Below are 21,029 nucleotides of genomic sequence, written 5' to 3' on the forward strand. Positions count from 1 at the left end.
AATTTTCACGCGGGGTTTTGCACCCGCGCTCGCGAAATTACAGTGTGACCTCAACCGCAGCACCGTCAACGAAGGCCCAATCGGCGTACTGCCCAGCGGCAAGGGCTACCTGGGATGTTTGGAACATATTTACCGGCACGTTCGGCGCGACGCCAGCGAGGCCCCGCACGTCCGCGTGCGTGAATGGGTGAATTTCGGCGGCTCCGATGTAGGCGAGCACGCGTGAGCCGTCCACGATGTACAGCTTGCCGGCGGGAACAGCATAGGACGCGATAGCGGGCAGACCGCCGTATGCTCCGCCCTTCGCAGTAATCTGTGTTTCTGTTGGACTGCGCAGGGTGATCGCTGTGTGAGGATGTACGAGGACACTCGCCATCGTCAGGTCACCTGTGAGCGCCTCGACGCCTGCCGCGAAGCTCGATGCCTGCGCCGCGACGGATGCAAGGCCTGCGGGTGATACGTCGTCTCGCGTTTGCGCTCCGACGAACACGTTATCGAGCCCCCGGCTCATGGCACGCTGCAGGATTCCCGTGACAGCCGCTTCCGCCGCCTCGTCAGTTGCTTGCATCAACTCCTGCGAGAGGACGGAGATAACGCCGATCTTTCGCTTATCTGCCAATGCGACGCCGAAGGCCCCCTGAGCAGCGGGGCATTGTGCACCTTCGCCGAAGAATGCCGCCGCTGTCGGCTCAGCTTCGACGTTGATACGCGTGATTGCTGGGACGCGCATCAAACCCTGCAACTGACCAATAATCGAACGACTGAATACAGCTTGAACAAAATAATCGCGGCTGATAGTACCGGCGGCCAGCGCGCCTGTAGCGTCCGGCCCGGCAGACATCGCGCCGACTGCCGCCTTGATGTATCGAGCTACCCCGGACTGCGCGCCCCAGCGCGTCTCCGCGAAGCCGGTCTCGCCGCCTGGATTAGCAAGCGCCTTTGCGATGGCCGAGCGAATAAAGATGCTGGTATTGTGGTTGGGTTTTTCCATAGTATTAGTTTCCTTTGTCGTATTGATGTAGGTGGCCTTCGGTTGCTGAGCGCTGCTGCTGGCGGGCGGTGTGCGGGCCGCTTCCAGGGCCTTGAATGCTGTGATCACTGCTTCCGGATTGCAGGGAACGGCGGTTAGCGAAAGCTCGTGCACAGAGGCTTTCGCGAAGTACGTGCCGCCATTGCTCAGCGGTTTGGTTTCGGTCGGAATGAACCCGATAGAAACGCCCTTGATAAGGCCAGTCTTAATGCTGTGCCATGCCTCGTCTGTGCGATCTTTTACGGTGCCGGGTTCGTCAACTTTGGCAACCTTGGCCTTGAACGGGAGACCCTTAGCCGTGGCCTTGCCGAATTCCACGGTGCCTACGGGCTGATCCGACTTGTGGTTGAGGAGGAGAGGGATAGCGCCCTTGGCGGTCAGCCCGAGGGGATCGACAATGTCATTTACCCTATCGGGTGTAGGCGTGCTTGCGATGCCTTCTATTTCGCGTCGATCTTCATCAAGCGACTTGATTTCAACCGACGAGATTGATTTTTGCAAAGTAGTCCTAAATAAATAAGGGTTGTGGCCGGCGAGAAATATCGGCGCATCCGGCCCGGTCTGCGACGGACGCGCCTACGGTTACTACGTCAAATCATTCCATACTTCATTCGGTAGCTATAGCCTCCCTGGCCCATCATTTTCTGATCCATCCTTCTATCGACGAAAGCAGTCACGAGCGCATGCAGTTCCTTTGCGTCCCGCTCTGTCAGCCCTCCGCCGCCGTTGTTATGGACGGTTACGGCAACGGGTGAGCTACCGCTAGGTGCGGAGCCCGCAGCACCAACGAGGCCACCGTTAGCGAAGTGGGCCGCCGTTCCGCTGTTGATCGTTTCGAGCAAGCTACGGTACTTGCTGGCCTGTGCCGCACGGACGACGAACTCCCCGTTAGAAAGCATCGCGGGAATACTGTCGCTAGTGGCCGTACCAGGGCCAGCGATTGAGCCGCCGTCCGCGTAGTGGCCGACCGATCCGCCCTCGCTAAAGAACGCCGTTCCGATGGTCTGGAATAGCTGCATCTCCGCTTGGTGAATCGCAATCTTCGCAAGGTCTGCGAGAATCGATGCCGTGAATTGCGCAAAGTTTCCTTTGCCCGTAGTCACGAATTGATCTAGAGCGTTAGCCGCGTCCTGCCATGCGGACGTGAAGGACTCCGAGAGCATCTGCGCCGTTGTCTGTCCATCGCCTGCGAGCTTCGTTACCGCCAAGTGCATCTGATCGGAATAGCTTTCGCGTACCGACTGCTCGCGCGCTAGATGGTCCTGCAACGCGGTAAGCTGAGCGTTGTACGAGTCCTGCGCCGCCTGCAGCTTCTCTTGGTACTCCTTCTTATCGGAGGCCGGGTCCATCTCGTAATGCTCTTTGAGCGATGCTACCTGTTGGTAGTACTGCTCCGCCAATTGAGCCTGCGCGGTGTATCGCGCCTTGTCGAGAGAACTTGAGAAGCGGGTAGCGTCGAGGTCCGTATACCCTTGCTGCTGACGATGCAGCGCGGCGGCCTCTTGAGTCGCGAACTTCTGCACGTTCGCCGCGCGCTTAGCCTCGTACTCCTGCAGCGATTGCGAGTACGTCTGCTCAACGGCTAACCGATCCTGGACGAGCTTTTTGTACTCGGTGAGCGCTTGCTGCTCTGCTACTGGATTCTTCTTATGGGCCGCGAGTTCGGCGCGCTTCTGAGCGTTCGCGATTTCTTGATCGAGAGCGTTCGCTTGCATGTCCCGGAGGCGCGCAAAGTACGTTTCAGTATCTACGAGGCCCGCTTGATGCTGCGCTTTAAGCGTGGCCTGGGCTCTGCGTTCTTCCGCTTCGATAAGCTGGTTTGCACCCTGGATCGCCGCGAGCACCGCGTTAAGACCACTCTCGTTCATCTTGGGCGTTGTCTTTTTCGCGTACTCGTCGTTGATCTGCTGGACGTTGTTGTAGTGCCGCTTGAGTGCTGCTTGATAATCCGCAGAGTTCTGATCGAGCTTCGCTGTTGCCTTCTTAAAGGCCTCGTTCTCTACGTCTAGCTCGTGCTGGTGCTTGTCGCTCGGGTTCGCGTACTTGTCGGAGCGGAGGTACGCGTCTACAGCTACCTTTGCGTCGCCGCTCTTGGCCGCCGCTTCGCGCGCCTGCTGCTGCAGATGAATCTGGCCCTGCTGCTGGCGCAATACATCGAGTTTTTTAGTCTCAGTATCTAGCGCCTGCTGCGCCGACGAGACATTACCGAACAGACCCGCCGATTGCTGCTGCTTGAGATTACGCTGTGCTGCTACTACTCGCTCGTACTGGTCCCCTACCTGCTTGTCGATGCTCTCGGGCGCGCCGATATTGCGCAGCTTTTCCTTATAGAAATCGATGCTGTACGCGGCTGCTTTCCAAAGCCAAGTCAGATAGCCAACGCTCCTTTCTGCCTCAGCGGCAAGCTTCTCGTGCTCAGCGGTCAAGTCCTGCATAACCGCTGTGACCGCGCGCGCGGTATCGCCCTGCTTGACGAAGTTATCTATCTCTTCGACCTGTGCAGCGCTAAACGCGTGGTGTGCCTCCTGGTACTTCTGCACCCATTCCAGGACGTTATCCTGGATGCGGGAGAGATGCTCCGCCGCCTTATCCGTACCGATGCCAATGTCCGCAGCCATAGCGAGCGCGGCCCGCGTTGCAAGCTGTAGCTCGTCGCCTGTAAATGCGCCTGTGGCCGCAACCTGCGCCATAGCCTCTCGAACTTCGGTAAGGTGCGCGGTAGTCGAAACGAGACCGTTTGACATTTCCAGCATATCCGCGGCAGAAAGCCCCATATAACCGTTTGTGCTGCTAATCGCCCGGTTGAACGCGTCTACTTGCTCGTAGCCCTTGACGATTTGGGCCACGAAACCGGCTGCGGCTGCGGCTGCTGCGCCGAGACCGAGACCGAGAGGGCTTAGGAGCAGGGTGAGGGCGTCTGTGCGCTCTGCGAGCACGCCCATAGAACCCGCAAAGCGAGTCCAATTACCTTGGGATGCCTCGTGAGCCAGTACGAGGAGTTCCCGCCGTGCTCCCGAGCTATTGAGCGAAAACTCGTGTGTATGCTTCGCGGCCTCGTCAATCTGTTGCACGTACGCCGACACTGAGTCAGCTATCCCCAGCTGCGCCGCCCGCATCTGCAGCAGTTCGGCGCGCGTCTTTCCCGCCTGATCGGCGGTGCGCGCAAGCTGCGAGACGAAATTATTGATTGCGCGGGCGGATACGTTCGAGCCGTTTTGCGCAGCCTCGGCGATTGCCTCCTGGGCAACGCGTACGCGCTCGGCTGCCTTTTCCTGCGTCTGCATAAACGCTTCTGCGGATCGTCGCCCCTTGTCTAGCTCTGCGGTGTATCCGGAGGCGTCCGCTGTGACCTTCACGGTCGTCTGATTCGTCATCAGTGCGCGTTGACCTGTACATACTGCTCAATTGCGGCCTTCACAACGGCGCTTACCGTAGCGTCTTTGTCTGCTGCGATTTGCCGTAGCTGCCTATGAAAGTCGGGCGTTACCTTGGTGCTCAAGACGCGAGACGACTCATACGGTTTTTCGGGAATTTTCCCTTTGTACATTAGTTAGTACTCCTCAGTGGTAGACCAAAGAAACACAACCTGCCGATGCGCGCTCAAGAGAACGGACATGTAGCAGGCTGCGTGTGGGTGGCGCGAAACGCCGAATAGGGCGGGCTCGGAGAGGGGCTCTCCTTAGCTGTGGGGTGTTTTACATCGTGGGATACGACGCCTTGCACGGACCTGGGGCAACCTCGGGCATGCCTACCCAGCGGGAAAGGTTCGTCCTCTCCTTAGCTGTGGGGTATTTTATATCGTGAAATTCGCTTACCCTTTCTCCTTAGCTGCGTCCTATTTTGTATCGTGAAATCGAGTGTCTCTCCTTAGCCATGTTGTATTTTATGTCGCGAAATGCGGGGCCTCTCCTTAGCTCTCGGCCTTTTTATATGGTGAAAAGAGGCGAAATCGATTCCGAGTTTTACAAGCGTCCTTTCGTGGCATAATCGAGGCCTTTTCGAGCCGGAGCGGCCTTTATGCCAGCGACATGTATTTTTCGACTCAATGGAAAGCGAATATCTACGCTTGACTGCTTGGGATTCGGCAGTGTGCTTGCGTTCTCGGGTAACGACATTTATGTGAATGACCCAGGCTCAACTGCCGTACCTAAGAACGGGCCAATCCCGCGAGGAAAGTACTACATCGTCGCACGTCAATCCGGAGGGCGCCACGGCGGTATAGTGGATGCTGTAGAAGACGCGGTAAACGGTACGCGCCGTGAAGAATGGTTCGCTCTATATACGACTGTCCCGCCCATCGGGGATTTTCTGACGATTAAGGGCGTGCGCCGCAATAACTTTAGACTCCACCCGGTGGGTTACTGGGGTATTTCAGAGGGCTGCATTACATTGCCGAGCGTTGGTAGTTTCTCCGCGCTGCGGACATGGCTTAGGAGTCAACAAACGGCGAAGATTCCCGGTACGCAGATAGACTATTACGGCACAGTGACAGTCCAATGAGGCGCGCGCTAATCGATGTAGCTGCTGCGGTGCTGCTCACGCTCCCTGTTTACCTGGGCCTCGCAAACAACCCAACGGTCAATGACTGGTTCCTGTACGGGAGCGGGTGGGCGACGTTCCACCCGCTACTGATGCTCGGTCATGCTGCCGGAATCGAGAGTAACGCTGCGATGATGGTAACGGCCATGTTCGTTGTCAGCTTCCTTATCGCGCTCGCTGGCATCGAAGTCTTGCGAGCAGCGGTGCATAAGCTGCGCGGAGTTCCTCGGAACCCGCAAAGCTGATTCCGCGCGTTGGGGGCGGCTTCGTGCGGGCGGTCGATGTATCCCGCATCATTGCGCGCCCGCAGTGCCCGAAGCAGAGGACGTGTCAGAACCCCCGCTAACTGGAGTAGTCGCAGCGGTGGACAGTTTTACGCGCTCCGCAATGTCTGTTGCTACCGACTGCGTACGAGCGTTCTGTAAGAAGGCGTCCGGCGTCCTGCAATCCGCGCCCTCGTGCCCCTGAATGTACGTGTTGACCGGCTGGCCGTTGACGGTCGTATAGGCCGATGGCAACCCACCTGTCAGAAACGCGGGGGCTGTAATCGTAGCGTTGTCCTCGGCGAGCGCGAGACCCTCCGCCGCTGTAAGGCCCTGTGGTGCGTCGCACGTCGGAATAGGGAGCACGATAAACGTAATCTTCCCGCTCACCCGCGCCCGCTGAATGAACACGGTCAAATCCTGTTGGAACTGGGCGAGCGCTGCCCGCTGCGACGCTTGATCCACAGGCGTAACCATATCGTCAAGCGCGAAGTTAGCGATAAGCCATTCACTGGGGTCCGTCTTGAATTGATCCGGAGTCGGCGGCAATCCGTTATTCGATCCCATGATGAGATTGTGCAGCGTCGTCCCGTCCATTACCTGGACGCTGACGTTAGCTGTAACTCCCTGCGCAGCGAGTGCGTCCGTCAAGTCCTGCGCGGTAGCCGTGTTCGCGTCGGTCGTGGTGGCTGTGCCCGAGGCTGCTGCGTTGTGGACTACTGAGCCCGCTACGCTAACCATCGGGTTTCCATAGAAGGACAGCTTGATAGATGACGCGTTAGCCGTCGCAGGCGCGCTCGGTGCGCTACCGCCGCCCCCGCACGCGGTCAGGAGTGCCGACAGCAGCAAAGAAGCCCCGATTAGTTTTCTCATGTTTAACCCCTCAGTTTGTTTATTGGTCCGTGCCCTGCGGCGAATTCGAAACAGCATTAGCCTCGTCGAATCTGAGCGGCGTTGCGTACCTGTCTTTCAAGTTCGCGAATGCGGCCCTGCAAAACGGCTTCTCGGCAGATCGCATCGACGGCAAGGACGTACCGTCCGTCGTCCGCTGCGGTCTCTGCTGCAACCCCGTCGCATACGTCGGCGACGTGCAGGCGTGTATAGGAGTAATGGTCGTTGTTGCTCATTACTGTCTGCATGTTGGTCTTCCTCGTGTGGTTCGGTTAATGGAACGCACTCAGGGAGTACGCTCTATGAACCGAAGTTCTAACCGCCTGTACACGGGGCAGGAGCAGACCTTAGGGCCTCTGCTGCTACCGCGTAGGAGCGGACTCGCGTCCTTGGCATTGGGGAGATGCCGCCTCGCTCGTTGCGCTGTCGTTTTCACCCGGCCCACTTTCCCGGAGTGATTGTCTCTAGCGCTCACTGGCTCTTTATCCCGTTTCCGCCTATCGCTAGGACTTACGCGCCGGACTGGTAGGCCGTAACCATGTCGCTTGCATCAAAGATCGTTTCCTGTTTCCGGTCGCTGCGTGGTTGCGGAGTGATACAAAACCACTACGCACGCCCTTCAGTCACAAGGCCTGCCGCGCCATCGGAAGCGCAAATGTAATGCAATAAAAAACACTACGCAACAGGAAAATAAAGGGCGCGATCAACGCCTCGCCCGTCAATCCTTGCGCCGTCGTACGGCTACGCGAGGCTCTTTGTCCTCATCGGTAAGCGGGTGGTCTACCAATGATCGCTTACCATCGGCATCTACCTGAACCGTAACCTTGCCGATCGTCCGATGCTCCGACGCGATTGCGTCGCCGCTGTCCACGAGCGACGCAATCGCGTCGCGGAACTCGTTGTCTCCAGAGGGGGGAATGACGGTAGCGGCCGCCTGCTGGATCAAATGCCGACGTTCCCGGACGTAATTAACTACGAGGTCTCTTATTTCCTCGGACACCTTGACGCTGGCAAACACCCGCAAGATTTGAAGGTCGCGAACTGTTTCTTTCGGTAGCCGTAGCTGGTACGGCTGCATGTTTTCTCGCTGGCTTCGAATAGGGGAATTGGGATCGAATTTCATTGCGTAGCTTCCTTGTGTACAAGCACTATAGTTTACTACGCATCCACTAGGCTTGCGCCATCATAGCCGCGCCGCTATCTCCTCTGCCGTCTCCCGGTAGTAGGTGTTCTGCAGCACGGACAAATCCTTGTGTCCGCTGATCTTCGCCAAGGTCATAACGTCTACCTTGCGGGATAGCCGCGTAAGGGCTTCGGCGCGTGTGTCGTGAAAGTGGATACCCCGGATATCGGGATTTGCAATGCTGAGCCGGTCCCGCGTTTTGCGGAACAGTGCATCGAGTGACGCCGAAGTTACGGTAAAGCAGCGCTCGCGAGTTGCAATAGGGCGAAGGAGGCGCACCGCCGCCCTCGTAAGCGGTATGGATCGAGGGCGGCCCGTTAGGTACTGCATCTTATGCTTGACGGTCACGACCCGCTTAGCAAGGTCTATCGATGCCGCGCCGAGGCTAAGAATTTCTCCTGCGCGCATGGCCGTGCGCAGTGCGATGAGAAACGCTAATGCGACCTCTTGACTCTTTGTTTCTGGAGCATGCCCCGTCCTGTACCCAAGCCATCGACAGATGGGGCGTACTTCGGCGAAGGGGGTTATCCGGCGGTCGCGCGGCGGCGGCTCCGGTGGCATGCGCAAGCCCTCGAAAGGGTTGTGCTCCATCCAATGCCATTCGCGGCGTGCGATGGAAAGGGCGTTGCGCAGCCAGTTAATGTCACGCAGGACAGATGCGGTAGACACTGCTGCAATTTTTTTGCCCTCTGGCGACGTGAAACCACGTAACCGCGCGTCGCGCCACGCTGCAATATCGGGCGTATGCACAGCCGATAAAGGCTTATCCGCGAAGTCGGGAAAGTTTCGAAGGAATGCAGCAATGCGTAGTTGCTCCGCCCGAGCGCCTTGCTTGCTCTCGGACACTTCCGCGCTATACCGCTTGAGAACCTCTCGAACCGTGCGTCGCTCAGCCTCGGGCGTGGACTGATCTAGGCGCATTGCCGCTTCGGTATGCGCGAGCCACTCCTGGGCCTCCCGCTTCTTGGCGAATGTCTTTGTTCGCCGCTTTCCCTTGACCGTAACGAATACCCGCCAACCGTCTTTGTACGCGGTGATAGATGCCATGCGCAGCCTCGTGTGCAGTTGCGTGTGTAGATTGTGTGCAGACGAGTCTACCAAATATGCGCATTTGGCGGAAATATCGGGAGCGCGGCTCCGGAGCGATCATTGCCGAGTTCGCTACAAATCGCTGATTTCTATCGATTTTGTCGCTAGACGGAAAATCGCGGAAACTATCGAGCGATGACCGATTTTTCTGTTTGGTGCCCGGGACCGGAATCGAACCGGCAAGCCGTTAGGCGGCGGATTTTCATCACACTGCATCTTTCGATGCCGGCGATGCGCTCAGGGACTGCATTGCCGTTTGTGCGCTGGACTATGCCTTCGCCATCGCCGCGCACATTTTCGAGATGTGCCGCGCAGCATTAGGCGCCCCCCGTCTAGTCTCTACACCTTCCGCGGCGCGCATCGGTGACGACGCACACCGGGCTTGGCTCGGCGTTGCCTCGGCCGCCTGACATCCATAACGAACAGATGTCATGCACCAGGGGGTTCGCCGAATTTGAAGGGTTCTGCACCGACCGTTTCCAGCCGGGCACTCAATTGCTTCAAGTCCGCTATGTTTACCAATTTCATCACCCGGGCAGGGTGGACGCGATTCTACCATCGGCGCAGCCCGACGCACGCCAGCGCTCACAGCGTTAAAATGATCGCCCACAAAAATCGATCCGCCGATGAACAAGATCCGAATCGCGCCGCTCGCCGGGCTGCTCCTCGTCATGCCATTTCTGGCAGGCGGCTGTACGCTTTATCAAAACCCGAGCGCTTGCGAAACGCGGATGCGCAGTGAGCTCGCTCGAGCCGCCCCGCATGATCGCCTCAAAATTTCGAATGTAGGCGTGGGCATCGGCGGCTCGCGAGTCGTCGTCGAAGGGGCATTGCAGGGGCCCGCCGCGGCAAGCGAGGTATCGGCGGCGGCATCGGGCGCGGTCGCGGCGGCCCGCGCTGCGCCCGCCAAAACGCGCAGCCGGGCCGCCGCGCTCGAATGCACGTTCAACGGCGACGCTCTCGTCTCGACGCATTGGCTCGCTCCGACAGAGATGGCCAAACCTGCGGACGCTGATGCCGACGACGAATCCACCAGCGGTTGAAGAACCCCGTACAAGCGCGGCGTGGCAAATGCTACGATCGTCGAACGCCAGCGCGATGAAGGAGATAGAGATGGACGGATTCGTGACCCATCGGATCGAGGGCGTCGATGTCGACATCGAAGTGGTGCCCGCCGCGGCGCGGGGATTCGCGGCGCGCTTTCGGGTAGGCGGTAACGGCACCGATGAAGCCGAACGGCATGTGGTGCATGTGACGCAAGGCCCGTTCGCCACCGAAGCCGAGGCTGAAGAAGCAGCAAAATCGGCCGCGCTGGGCTGGATTCTTTCGCACGGCGAACCGCGACATTGACCGTCGCGAACCGGCGTTCCGAGCGCGAACGATAGGGCGCGCGGCGCCGGTTTTACACACGATGGTCCGGGACCGGTAAAATGCGCGGCTGATCCACGGAAATACCCGTGGCGAAAGCGCAAGGATTTCCCGAACATGACTGATCTTCGTTTTACCTCGCGGTTCGCAGCTCTCGTTTTGGCCGGCGGCCTCGTTGCCGGTTGCAGTTCCCCGTCGCCGACCCAGGTCGACTACCGGAGCGATTCGAAATCGAAGCAGGCATCCCTTGCCGTTCCACCCAACCTGCTCGAGGAGACTTCCGATCAGCGTTCGCTGCCGCCTCTCGGCGGGCAGACTTCGCTTTCCTCGCTGCGTCAGGTGCAGAAGGCCGCCCCGTCCGAAACCGCGGTGGTTCCCCCCGTCGCGGGCATGCACATTCAACGCGACGGTACCGCGAGCTGGCTCGTGATCGACGGCAAAACACCAGATCAGGTGTGGCCGCAAGTGCGGCGCTTCTGGCAGGAACAGGGCTTCCTGCTCGTCGTCGATCAGCGCGACAAGCACGTCATGGAAACGGATTGGAATGAGACGCGCCCCGAAGTGAACCAGGGCCTCATTCGCAACACGCTGTCGAAGGCGATGGGCAACTCGTACGTCGCCGCGGAGCGCAACAAGTATCGGACGCGCCTCGATACCGCGCCCAACGGCGGCACCTATGTGTTCGTGAGTCAGAAGGGCATGCGCGAAGCGCTCGAAGGCGTCCACAACGATACGAGCACATGGCAGCCGAAGCCGAACGATCCGGCGCTCGAGACCGAGTATCTGAAACGTCTCATGGCAACGCTCGCGCGGGCCGATTCGCGCGGCGCCAGCCAGCTCGGCGAGGAACCCGCTGAAGATGCGGACGTTGCCAAGGCGGGCAAGGCGAAGTCCGATGCTGCGGCGATTGCCGCGCAAAATGCCGCGTTTACCGCCCAGTCCAGCAAGCGAGAGCAAGCGGCGAGCAGCGACGCGGCAACGTCCGAGGTCGAACTTGGCGAGGGCTACGACAACGCATGGATTCGCGTAGGGATCGCGCTAGACCGAAGCAACTTTACGGTGGATGACAAAGACCGCACGCGCGGCCTCTATTACATCCGCTACGTCGATCCGAAAGACTTGAGCGCGGACAAGCAGGGCTTCTGGAATCAGGTGTTCCACGGCAAGAAGGAAAAGATCGCCAAGCAATACCGCATCAACGTGCGTGCGCTGACGCCGAATCAAACTCGCATTGCTGTCGTCGACGATAAAGGCGATGTCGAGTCGACTCCGCAGGCCCGGCAAATCATGGGACTGCTCGAGGACCAATTGCACTGATTACGCATCGCTCCCGAGGAAGCACCCCGTAGAAACCCGCCGCAAGGCGGGTTTTTTCTTGTGCGGACCGTCGTCGCAACGGGACGAATCGGCCATGGGCGGCTCACGTCACGGCCTTTGTCACGTGACGTTACCCCGTAACATGGCACCCCTGCGTCGGCTTTGCGCTTTGCCGCGGTAATTTGTCGATGCGAATCAGCGACTTGGCGGTGGCGGGAGCAACTGGCATGTTAGCTGCTCTCTCTGGAGCCGGCAGCCGCGGACGAGCCACATGCGGTGCGATACGGATGGCAACGGCATGGCCGGCGGGAGAAAGCATGCCGGACACGATGGCCCCGTCGCCCATCCTCGTAGGGCGACGGTTTCACCCGCGTTCTCCGGAACGCGGGTCTTTTTCGTGGCCAGAGGATTGTCGTGCGGCCGGCTTAGCCAACCCAACGTCAGGTCAATGCGCGGTATCGGGGACGTCGAGAATCAGAACGATGGTCCAATCGGCTTCGCCGTCATGATGGTATTGACGCTCGACGACGATGAACGGCTGCTGTTTGCCCGCGGGCCCGAGAAAGAGTACATCGCCTTCCACGGGCAGGCACTCGATAGGCGGCAATGCGAGAAACGCCTCTTGCGAGCCGCGCGGCATCAGTTTCTCGATCTTGCGCGACGCGGCCTCGGTCCATTCGATGTCCAGTTGGATGTTGCTCATGCTTTTCCTCCGCACCGGGGTGCGTCGAGAGTATTGGCGAAGAAATATCGGAGCGCGACTTTAGCACAGCGGGGCGGACGGTTCCGGCTATAAAAAAAGCCGAAACCGGCGAGGCCGGTTCGGCTTGTCGTTGCCTGTTGCGCGGGGCTCACCCCGCAACGGTTTCACTCGCCGGATTCGGCCTTCTTGTGCTTCATTGCCTTCTTGTGATGCCGCATCGGCTTCGTATGGTCCATCGGCATCGTCTCTTGTGGCTGCATTTCCTGCTGCGACTGAAGTGCCTGCGCGCGCTGCTCGACCTCTGCAGCCTTGGCCGGGTCAGTGCTCATTTGGACGCCTTCCGTCTGCGCATAGGCGGCACCGGCGAGCATCGAAAGAGAAGCCAGGACAGTCAGTGACGCTTTCTTCATTATTTGCCTCCGTGCGAAAAAGGTAGATAGGTGATGGTCGAGATTCTGCCCGTTCTCGGGACACTGCATTCTAGCGAGCATATTCGGAGCCAGACTCCTTTGTAAGGCAAAAGAGACGCTCCGTTACATGTCGTTACATCCGATTGCCGCATTGCTTCCATTGTAGTGGCCTTTATCAAAACCACCCCAAGGCCCGGTAAACATGGAATTGGGCGATGCCGATCAGTTCGTGCAGCGCGATATTGGCATTGACCAGGTTCGACAAGCGTGGCAGCGCGCCGCATCGCACTTCGCGCGCGTTGGAAACGACCGGTTGTACCGGGAGCCCGAAGCGGTCGAAATCCAGCAGCGCGCGGGGCATCTGGTAAGCCGACGTGACGAGTATCAACGAATCGTAATGTCGATCGCGCAGCATATGCGCCACGAACTTGGCATTCTCGTAAGTATTGCGGCTCGCGTTTTCGAGTACGAGGTCTGCGCGCGCGACTTTCGAGCGCAGCAGATACGGCGCATAGGTATCGGCTTCGCTCGCCTCATGTCGCTGGGGATTGCCGCCGCTCACGAGGACACGGCATTCGCCGTGCGGCACAGCCGTTTTGCATTCGGCATACACCGACGCGGCTTTCGCGATGCGAGCCGAGGCGTCCTTCTTGGGTATCAGCCGGCCGCGGGCGTCGTACTCCGTACCGCTTCCCAGCAGCACGATGACCGTGCGTGAACCGAATCGGATAGGAGATGAGTCGGGCGCGCGTGCCTGAACCGCGTTGAGCAAAGGCGCCGCGAGCCACCCGGCGGCGAGCAGCCACAACAGAAGGATGGCGGACGGACCGAGGGCGAGGCGTGCGCGGCGCCACAGTACGAAAACTGCAAAAAAAAGCGCGAATAAAGTGAATATGATCAATTCGAATGCGGTAACGTATGGGTTCGGGATCCACGAGTGAGCTGGCGGTTGATCCAGCCGCGGCGCATCGGCGACGCCGATGTCATGGGGCGCCGCCCCCCCAAATGGGGCTCGTAAATCACGGACAGTATCGATGATACGGCGACGCCGGATGTTCCGGACCATCGCTCCCGAATCGGCAAACCGCACCCAGTGCGGCCTTGCCGTGCGGCGCATGCTCAGGCATGAACTGTGCGATGGCCGGATTTGAAAAAGAGTCGAGATGGCCACGTTTTCAAATGAAGCGGTGCTCGAAGCGCTAAGGCGGGTCCAATACCGTCAGGTTCCATGGGCCAGGCGCCCGGGTGTTTTCGAATATCTGCGAGGACTCGGCTTGATGGAGACGGTGCGTCAGCGTACCGTCGCCCCTGGCGCGGGCTTTCATGCGCCGGTTGATATTGCCGTTCTCACCGACAAGGGGCGCGCCGAATTCACGCGTCTCGCCCGCGAGGAGCGCGCCCTCGATTGGGATGCGCGCCGCGCCGACGACTACGTATTCAAGATGGCCGTCGCAGTCGACGTCGCACGTTAGCGCCGTAACGCGGGCGAAAGCCGGCAAAAAAAAGCCCGTATCGCAAGGATACGGGCTACCGGTGTATTTCTGCTGCCACGATGTGCTCATGGCATTCACTCGGACCGCGGCGAACGCGCACGGTTCCCTTCGCTGTCGTAATCACGCCCTCCAACACCGAATCAATGCTGATCGCGAACGTTACGTGGGCGCGGTGGGGGCGGTGGGCTCGATACTTCGGGGTGCGACCGCGCATTGCGGACGATATCGCTGCGCAAATCGCCACGCGGCACGTCTACCGGCATGGGAACGGTCGTCGACGCGCTCGGTGGGGGATGCGGCTGAGCGCGGGCGCCCCTGCTGCGTACACCGCCGTCTCCCACCGGTATGATCGCCGCGATAACGAGCGGGACGATCATGCTGCCCAGTAGCAACGGTATGCACTTCAGCAGGACGTTCGCGGGCAGGCCGCGCAAAAGGCTTGTCTGCATACCGGCAAGGTACGCGGGGCCGCGAAAGCGCGCTGTAAATATTGGTAAATGGATGTTTCGCCTGCGTTTGGCCGCAGGCGCACCCGCTCGCGTACGCGCCGATCAGGCCATCTTCACCGGCGCGCGCCAGGATTCAGGATTGGTCCAGAATGCGCCGCGCAGGCGGTCGCGGCTGGGCGGCGCGGGCGGTTTGACGGTGGAGGCGCCGATACGTCCGCGCAGCGAAATCTGCCGTCCGCAGGTCGACAGGCGCTTGACGATTTCAGCGAGTGTGCCGTCCGCTTGCCATTCGTCGAAGCGGCGCCGGCAAGTCGGCGGAGAAGGGTAGCGGCCCGGAAGCTTCGACCAGCCCTCGCCCGTGGACAGCACCCAGAGCACCGCGTTGACGACTGCGCGTGCTTCCACGCGAGGGCGTCCGCGCCGTTCACTGCGTGCGGGTTCCGCGCAGAACAACGCTTCCACCAGCGCCCATTCGTTATCTCTCAAATCGTCGAACAGCATCATGTCCTCACCTCAGCGAAACTGACCCGGTGCGCCGCCCCGTGCTGCGCACGCTCGAAACACCCGATAAAACGAGTGCCGAGTGCGCCGGCTGTGGCCGCGCTCGCCAATCAAGCTATCGAGCGCGCCGTACCGGCTTCGGCGGCCCGATCAATGCAACAAGCGTGCCACGCGGGTCGACGGGCGCCGCGAGGCGCGTGGCGGCGGGCCTGTCGGGGGATCAGCTAGGGGCGTATAAGACGCCAAATCCCCGCCGGGGAAAATCGGGACAATCACCAATCCAGTGCAGTACGGCGCGCCGTGGGTGCGTTGGCGCCCGAATATTGCGATGCGCAAAATTGGCCCGGCGCCCGACGGTCGACTTGTACCCCAGCGCCACACGGGCGCTTTTGCACCTGCAGCATCGGTGGCGGGGCCGGGCGCGCGATGCGAACCCGGCAGCGCGCAGCGACTTTCGGCTCGAATCCAACGCGTCGAGGGAGCGGGGCGATTCACCGGGGCCGAGCGGCTTGTCGTCCCGGCTCGTTTTCGGGTCGTCTGTGAAAGCGCGCGGGGCAGTTGTGGGCCCTGTTGCTCGGTTGCCCGTTTACGCACCGAACCTTTTTGCGTAAGATGACGTTCAATCACGCGGCGCCATCTTCGGAAGGCCGCCGCTTTGTCCGGCTGGGCTTGGCTCGATAGCTGTCCGATTCGCCGCCCCCCGGTCCGTGCTCCCATCAATATGACCGATCAAAATCGGGCGAGCGCGTCTTCTGTTCCAACATCGTCTGATTGATCCGGTTCGTTTGACCACACAGGGTCTGGCCTAGCTGCATGAATACCCAAGAGGCGAAGATCGTCCTCGAGACTGCTTTGATTTGCGCGCAAGAACCGCTGAAGCTCGGCGAGTTGCGCAAGCTCTTCGCCGATGGCCTGTCGGCGGACACAGTCCGTGCGTTGCTCGAGGATTTGAGAAGCGAGTGGTCCGGTCGCGGCGTCGAACTCGTCGCGCTGGCGTCGGGGTGGCGCTTCCAAAGCAAGCCGGCGATGCGCAATTTTCTGGACCGTCTGCATCCCGAAAAGCCGCCGAAGTATTCGCGAGCGGTGCTCGAGACGCTCGCGATCATCGCGTATCGGCAGCCCGTCACGCGTGGCGACATCGAGGAGATTCGCGGCGTCACGGTCAATACGCAAGTGGTCAAACAGCTCGAGGACCGCAACTGGATCGAGGTCATCGGTCACCGCGACGTTCCCGGGCGGCCCGCGCTCTATGCGACGACCAAGCAATTTCTCGACGATCTCGGTTTGAAGGCGCTCGACGAGCTGCCGCCGCTCGAAGATCCAGCTGCCCAGCTCGACGGAACGCCGCTCGCTCAGCACGCAATCGAGTTTCCCGAGTCGGCGAGCCAGGAATTCGACGCAGCCGGCAAGACTGACGAGGCGCAGGTCGCCGGCGCGGCCGATGCCGCGGCGGACGAGCCGGCGGAGCCGGTGCGCGCGGGCGACGCCGCAGAGCACGATTTATGCGCGGAGGATATCGGCGACGCGCCACGGCAAGCGGATGAAGGCGACGGCGAAGCGTCGGTGGGCGCGGTGCCCGCGCCTGCGCTGCGTGCGATCGAGTCGCCCGCTGCACCTTCGGAACATGACGAAAACGATTCGGTGAATGGCGTCGACGACGACCCGTTCGCCAACCACGAAGCGGCCTCGCGCCGTGCCTGAATTAACCGAATTTTTGCCGCACTCGCGACGAGTGCGAGCCCTCTGACATTCGAGGTTGTTTTGACAGATACCCACGACACCGATTTGTCCGCGTCCGGGCACGCTATTGACGCTGCGGGCCGCGAACAGACATTGGGCGCGCAAGAGGCACCCGACGGCTCCAACCAGCGAGAGGCCCAGGCGGCGGATGCCGGCGGCGAGGAGCGCCCGAGGCGCGGTCTGCGCCGCGGGCCGCGCAGTCTCATCGCGCGGCGTCGTGCGGCGGCCAAGACCAAAGGCGATCCGGCGGCCGGTGATCAGGCGGCCGGCGGTCCGGCGGGCGGCGATCCGGCGGCGCAATCGGAGCCGGATGCGCCGGCCGAGCTCGCTGCGCCAGGAGGCGACGCGCTCGACGCCGCGCCGCCGCGCCGGGATCAAAAACGAAGCGCGGGCGGGAAACCGCCGCGCAAGCCTGCTGGCGGGCGCCGCGAGCGCGGACCGGGTCCCGGCCCCGGTCGTCCGGCAGGCGAGGGCAAGCGTGCCGAGGAACCGCGTGGCGATGCGCCCGGCGCGGCAGCGACAGGAGGGTCCGACGACCTGTTCTCGTACGTGACGTCGCCGGCGTTCGATGCGGACAACGGCTCGACGGCCGGCGTTCGTGCGCCGATGCTGCGCCGCGGCCGCGAGGCACCGCAAAAGCGGGTGCTGTCGCCCGATGACGATGCGCCGAAGCTGCACAAGGTGCTGGCCGAAGCCGGCATGGGTTCGCGCCGCGAAATGGAAGAACTCATCGTTGCCGGGCGTGTATCGGTGAACGGCGAGCCGGCCCATATCGGTCAGCGCATCATGCCGACGGACCAGGTCAGGATCAATGGAAAGCCGGTCAAGCGACGTGTGCAGACGAAGCCGCCGCGCGTGCTCGTCTACCACAAGCCAGCCGGGGAGATCGTGAGCCATGCCGATCCCGAGGGCCGGGCGTCGGTCTTCGACAAGCTGCCGCCGATGAAAACGGCGAAATGGCTGGCTGTCGGCCGGCTCGACTTCAACACCGAAGGGCTGTTGCTGCTCACGACGTCGGGCGATCTGGCCAACCGGTTCATGCACCCGCGCTATAGCGTCGAACGCGAGTACGCCGTTCGGGTAGTCGGAGAGCTCGGCGAAGGGGCGCGGCAAAAGCTGCTCCACGGCGTCGAACTCGAAGACGGCCCAGCAAACTTCCTGCGGATTCGGGACGGCGGCGGCGAAGGGACGAACCACTGGTATCACGTTGCGCTCGCGGAAGGGCGCAATCGAGAAGTGCGCCGGATGTTCGAAGCGGTCGGCCTCATGGTGAGCCGTCTGATTCGTACGCGGCATGGCCCGATCTCGCTGCCGCGCGGGTTGCGCCGCGGCCGCTGGGAGGAGCTCGAAGAAAATCAGGTGCGCAGCCTCATGAGCGCGGTCGGGCTGAAGGCGCCGGTCGAAGACAAGGGTGCGCGGCGCGCGACGCAGGAACGTCGCCAACCGGATCCGATGCAAACGTCGATGGGCTTCATCAGCCGCGAGCCGGTGCTGACGGCGCACGGCCGCTTCGAGCAGCCGGGCCGCGGTCCGGGCCGGCGCGGTCCGGGCGGCGGATTCGGCGATGCGCCTGGCGGTTTCGGCGGGCGTCCGGGCGCAAACCGGGGCAAGAGCGGGCCGCAACGCGCACGTGGCGACGTGGATGGCAATCGCGCGTTGCCTGCCGGTGGTGCCAAGCGCGGCCCGGGCGGCGGTGGTGGCGGCCCCGGCGGCAACCGGCCTGCGGGCGGCGGCAATCGCCCGGGCGGGAGCGCCAACGGGCCGCGCGGAATGCCGCGCAATCGGGCGCGGGGCCGGTAACGGCCAGCGGTCCGCATTCGAGAAAGGCGCTGTTCGCAAGAGCGCGTGCTTGGCACGTGCTCTTGAAAAATGCTAGAATCTCGAAGTCGCTGGGCGTGCGGCTTTTTCGTGCGGCTCAGGTGCGACCACCGGTAAGAAGAAGATGGGCGTTCAGCCCATTTTTTTTTGCCGTTGCGGTTCAGCATCTCGGGTTGCACTGACCTTCCGTGCGCCGGCCAGGCGCGCGGCCCGCAAGATGTTCGCGTCGCGCGCGAATATCTTAGAGGGCACTTGTGCAACTGACGGAACTGATAGAAACCACGGTCTCGGGCATGGGCTACGAGTTGGTCGATCTCGAGCGTACCGGGCGCGGCATGCTTTGCATCTATATCGATCAGCCCTCCGGTATCGCGATCGAGGACTGTGAAAAGGTCACTCGTCAGCTCCAGCACGTTTTGACGGTTGAAAATATCGATTACGAGCGGCTCGAAGTGTCGTCGCCTGGGCTCGACCGTCCGCTGAAGAAATTGGCCGATTTCGTGCGATTCGCGGGGAGCGAGGCGGTCGTTACGCTGAAAAAACCGTTGGACGGACGCAAGACGTACCGGGGCATTCTCCATGCGCCGAACGGGGAAACGATCGGTTTGGAATTTGTTGGGAAAGAAGGCGCCGCGATGCTCGACTTTACGCTTGCGGATATGGACCGCGCGCGCCTCGTCCCGCACGTTGATTTTAGGAGCCGGAAACAATGAGTCGCGAAGTATTGATGCTGGTGGATGCGCTGGCGCGCGAGAAGAACGTCAACAAGGATGTCGTGTTCGCTGCGCTCGAAGCCGCCCTTGCTTCGGCAACCAAGAAGCTCTTCGAAGAAGACGTCGATATTCGCGTGCACATCGATCGTGAATCGGGTGAGCACGAAACGTATCGCCGGTGGCGCGTCGTGCCGGACGAGGCCGGTCTGCAAGAGCCGGATCAGGAAATCCTGCTTTTCGAGGCGCGCGAAGAGCAGCCCGACATCGAAATCGACGAATACATCGAAGAGCCGATCCCGTCGATCGAGTTCGGCCGCATCGGCGCACAGGCCGCGAAGCAGGTCATCCTGCAAAAGGTGCGCGATGCCGAGCGCGAGCAGATCCTGAACGATTTCCTCGAGCGTGGCGAAAAGATCATGACGGGGACGGTCAAGCGGCTCGACAAGGGCAACTTCATCGTCGAATCGGGGCGCGTGGAAGCGCTGTTGCGCCGCGATCAACTGATTCCGAAAGAGAACTTGCGCGTGGGCGACCGCGTGCGCGCCTATATCGCGAAGGTCGATCGCACGGCTCGCGGGCCGCAGATCGAGCTCTCGCGCACCGCGCCCGAGTTCCTGATGAAGCTGTTCGAAATGGAAGTGCCGGAAATCGAGCAGGGCCTCCTCGAAATCAAGGCCGCCGCGCGGGATCCCGGCGTGCGGGCGAAGATCGGCGTCATCGCCTATGACAAGCGGATCGATCCGATCGGCACCTGCGTAGGCATCCGCGGCTCGCGTGTGCAGGCGGTGCGCAACGAGCTCGGTGGCGAGAACGTCGACATCGTGCTATGGTCGGAGGATCCCGCCCAGTTCGTGATCGGTGCGCTCGCGCCGGCAGCGGTCCAGTCGATCGTCGTCGATGAAGAAAAACATTCGATGGACGTCGTCGTGGACGAAAACGAGCTCGCGGTCGCGATCGGCCGCAGCGGCCAGAACGTGCGGCTCGCGAGCGAGCTGACCGGCTGGCAGATCAACATCATGACGCCGGACGAATCCGCGCAGAAGCAGAACCAGGAGCGGGGCGTATTGCGCGACCTGTTCATGGCGCGGCTGGACGTCGACGAGGAAGTGGCCGACATTTTGATCGACGAGGGCTTCACGAGCCTCGAAGAGATCGCCTATGTGCCGCTCAACGAAATGCTCGAGATCGAGGCGTTCGACGAAGACACCGTTCACGAGCTGCGCAACCGCGCACGCGATGCGCTGTTGACGATGGCCATCGCGAACGAAGAGAAAGTCGAAAACGCCTCGCTCGATCTGAAGAGCCTCGACGGAGTCGATTCCGACTTGCTCGCGAAGCTGGCCGCGCATCAAATACAGACGCGCGACGAGCTTGCCGAGCTGGCCGTGGACGAATTGGTCGAATTGATTGGAATGGAAGAGGAAGCCGCGAAAGCGTTGATCATGAAAGCACGTGAACACTGGTTCCAGTGAGTGAATACCATGACGCACTGAAACGATCGCGACGGCGATAGATTTAGCAC

At 61.1% G+C, this 21,029-nt stretch carries 16 protein-coding genes and 2 pseudogenes; 9 read left to right on the forward strand and 9 right to left on the reverse strand.

The window, feature by feature from the left end; genetic code table 11:
- Positions 1–37: 37 nt before the first annotated feature.
- Positions 38–1,531 (reverse strand): HK97 family phage prohead protease, encoded by a 1,494-nt coding sequence (locus tag ACO1XS_RS20645; RefSeq protein WP_486391588.1) that lies wholly within the window; start codon positions 1,529–1,531, stop codon positions 38–40.
- A gap of 89 nt (positions 1,532–1,620) precedes the next feature.
- On the reverse strand, positions 1,621–4,404 hold the full coding sequence (locus ACO1XS_RS20650) for a phage tail length tape measure family protein (RefSeq protein ID WP_486391589.1): 2,784 nt from the start codon (positions 4,402–4,404) through the stop codon (positions 1,621–1,623).
- A 643-nt stretch (positions 4,405–5,047) separates the two neighbouring features.
- Here ACO1XS_RS20650 and ACO1XS_RS20655 point away from each other — a divergent pair.
- Positions 5,048–5,530 (forward strand): DUF2778 domain-containing protein, encoded by a 483-nt coding sequence (locus ACO1XS_RS20655; protein WP_486391590.1) that lies wholly within the window; start codon positions 5,048–5,050, stop codon positions 5,528–5,530.
- A 332-nt stretch (positions 5,531–5,862) separates the two neighbouring features.
- Here ACO1XS_RS20655 and ACO1XS_RS20660 read toward each other — a convergent pair whose 3' ends face one another.
- From ACO1XS_RS20660 to ACO1XS_RS20670, 3 genes are all read right to left on the reverse strand, one after another.
- Positions 5,863–6,705 carry a hypothetical protein gene (locus tag ACO1XS_RS20660; protein ID WP_486391591.1) on the reverse strand — a complete coding sequence of 281 codons (843 nt, stop codon included), beginning with the start codon at positions 6,703–6,705 and terminating at the stop codon, positions 5,863–5,865.
- Positions 6,706–7,441: 736 nt separating this feature from the next.
- A complete protein-coding gene (locus ACO1XS_RS20665) occupies positions 7,442–7,846 on the reverse strand; it encodes a hypothetical protein (RefSeq protein WP_486391592.1) in 405 nt (134 codons plus the stop codon).
- Between the two features lie 60 nt (positions 7,847–7,906).
- Complete coding sequence (locus tag ACO1XS_RS20670) at positions 7,907–8,953, reverse strand: tyrosine-type recombinase/integrase (protein WP_486391593.1); 1,047 nt, start codon at positions 8,951–8,953, stop codon at positions 7,907–7,909.
- 668 nt (positions 8,954–9,621) lie between these two features.
- Here ACO1XS_RS20670 and ACO1XS_RS20675 point away from each other — a divergent pair.
- The 3 genes from ACO1XS_RS20675 to bamC all read left to right on the forward strand — a co-directional run bounded on the left by ACO1XS_RS20675 (position 9,622) and on the right by bamC (position 11,680).
- Complete coding sequence (locus ACO1XS_RS20675) at positions 9,622–10,038, forward strand: hypothetical protein (RefSeq protein WP_331565842.1); 417 nt, start codon at positions 9,622–9,624, stop codon at positions 10,036–10,038.
- A 70-nt stretch (positions 10,039–10,108) separates the two neighbouring features.
- Positions 10,109–10,345: a hypothetical protein gene (locus ACO1XS_RS20680; RefSeq protein WP_486391594.1), complete on the forward strand. Its 237-nt coding sequence runs from the start codon at positions 10,109–10,111 to the stop codon at positions 10,343–10,345.
- A gap of 135 nt (positions 10,346–10,480) precedes the next feature.
- Complete coding sequence (gene bamC / locus ACO1XS_RS20685; RefSeq protein ID WP_486391595.1) at positions 10,481–11,680, forward strand: outer membrane protein assembly factor BamC; 1,200 nt, start codon at positions 10,481–10,483, stop codon at positions 11,678–11,680.
- Between the two features lie 445 nt (positions 11,681–12,125).
- On the opposite strand, the gene ACO1XS_RS20690 is transcribed toward bamC, so the two are convergent.
- The 3 genes from ACO1XS_RS20690 to ACO1XS_RS20700 form a co-directional block, all read right to left on the reverse strand.
- Positions 12,126–12,383, reverse strand: coding sequence for a DNA-binding protein (locus ACO1XS_RS20690; protein WP_331565846.1), 258 nt, complete (start codon positions 12,381–12,383; stop codon positions 12,126–12,128).
- Between the two features lie 164 nt (positions 12,384–12,547).
- A complete protein-coding gene (locus ACO1XS_RS20695; protein WP_331565848.1) occupies positions 12,548–12,793 on the reverse strand; it encodes a hypothetical protein in 246 nt (81 codons plus the stop codon).
- 175 nt (positions 12,794–12,968) lie between these two features.
- Positions 12,969–13,694 carry a YdcF family protein gene (locus ACO1XS_RS20700; protein WP_486391596.1) on the reverse strand — a complete coding sequence of 242 codons (726 nt, stop codon included), beginning with the start codon at positions 13,692–13,694 and terminating at the stop codon, positions 12,969–12,971.
- Positions 13,695–13,956: 262 nt separating this feature from the next.
- Here ACO1XS_RS20700 and ACO1XS_RS20705 point away from each other — a divergent pair, with 262 nt between their 5' ends.
- Positions 13,957–14,265, forward strand: coding sequence for a hypothetical protein (locus ACO1XS_RS20705; protein ID WP_173256190.1), 309 nt, complete (start codon positions 13,957–13,959; stop codon positions 14,263–14,265).
- A 575-nt stretch (positions 14,266–14,840) separates the two neighbouring features.
- Here the strand turns inward: ACO1XS_RS20705 and ACO1XS_RS20710 are convergent.
- Positions 14,841–15,236, reverse strand: a pseudogene (locus ACO1XS_RS20710) (transposase); the annotation flags it as partial.
- An 813-nt stretch (positions 15,237–16,049) separates the two neighbouring features.
- Between ACO1XS_RS20710 and scpB the strand changes: the two are divergent.
- From scpB to nusA, 4 genes and pseudogenes are all read left to right on the forward strand, one after another.
- Positions 16,050–16,778, forward strand: a pseudogene (scpB, locus tag ACO1XS_RS20715) (SMC-Scp complex subunit ScpB); the annotation flags it as partial.
- 219 nt (positions 16,779–16,997) lie between these two features.
- Positions 16,998–18,776, forward strand: coding sequence for a 23S rRNA pseudouridine(2605) synthase RluB (gene rluB / locus ACO1XS_RS20720; RefSeq protein ID WP_486391597.1), 1,779 nt, complete (start codon positions 16,998–17,000; stop codon positions 18,774–18,776).
- 272 nt (positions 18,777–19,048) lie between these two features.
- Entirely contained in the window at positions 19,049–19,507 is a 459-nt protein-coding gene (rimP, locus tag ACO1XS_RS20725; protein WP_331565854.1) for a ribosome maturation factor RimP, read from the forward strand.
- On the forward strand, positions 19,504–20,979 hold the full coding sequence (nusA, locus tag ACO1XS_RS20730) for a transcription termination factor NusA (RefSeq protein WP_331565856.1): 1,476 nt from the start codon (positions 19,504–19,506) through the stop codon (positions 20,977–20,979). The genes rimP and nusA overlap by 4 nt, the downstream gene beginning before the upstream one ends.
- Positions 20,980–21,029: the final 50 nt, after the last annotated feature.

It is taken from the genome of Trinickia sp. (genome assembly GCF_057351765.1).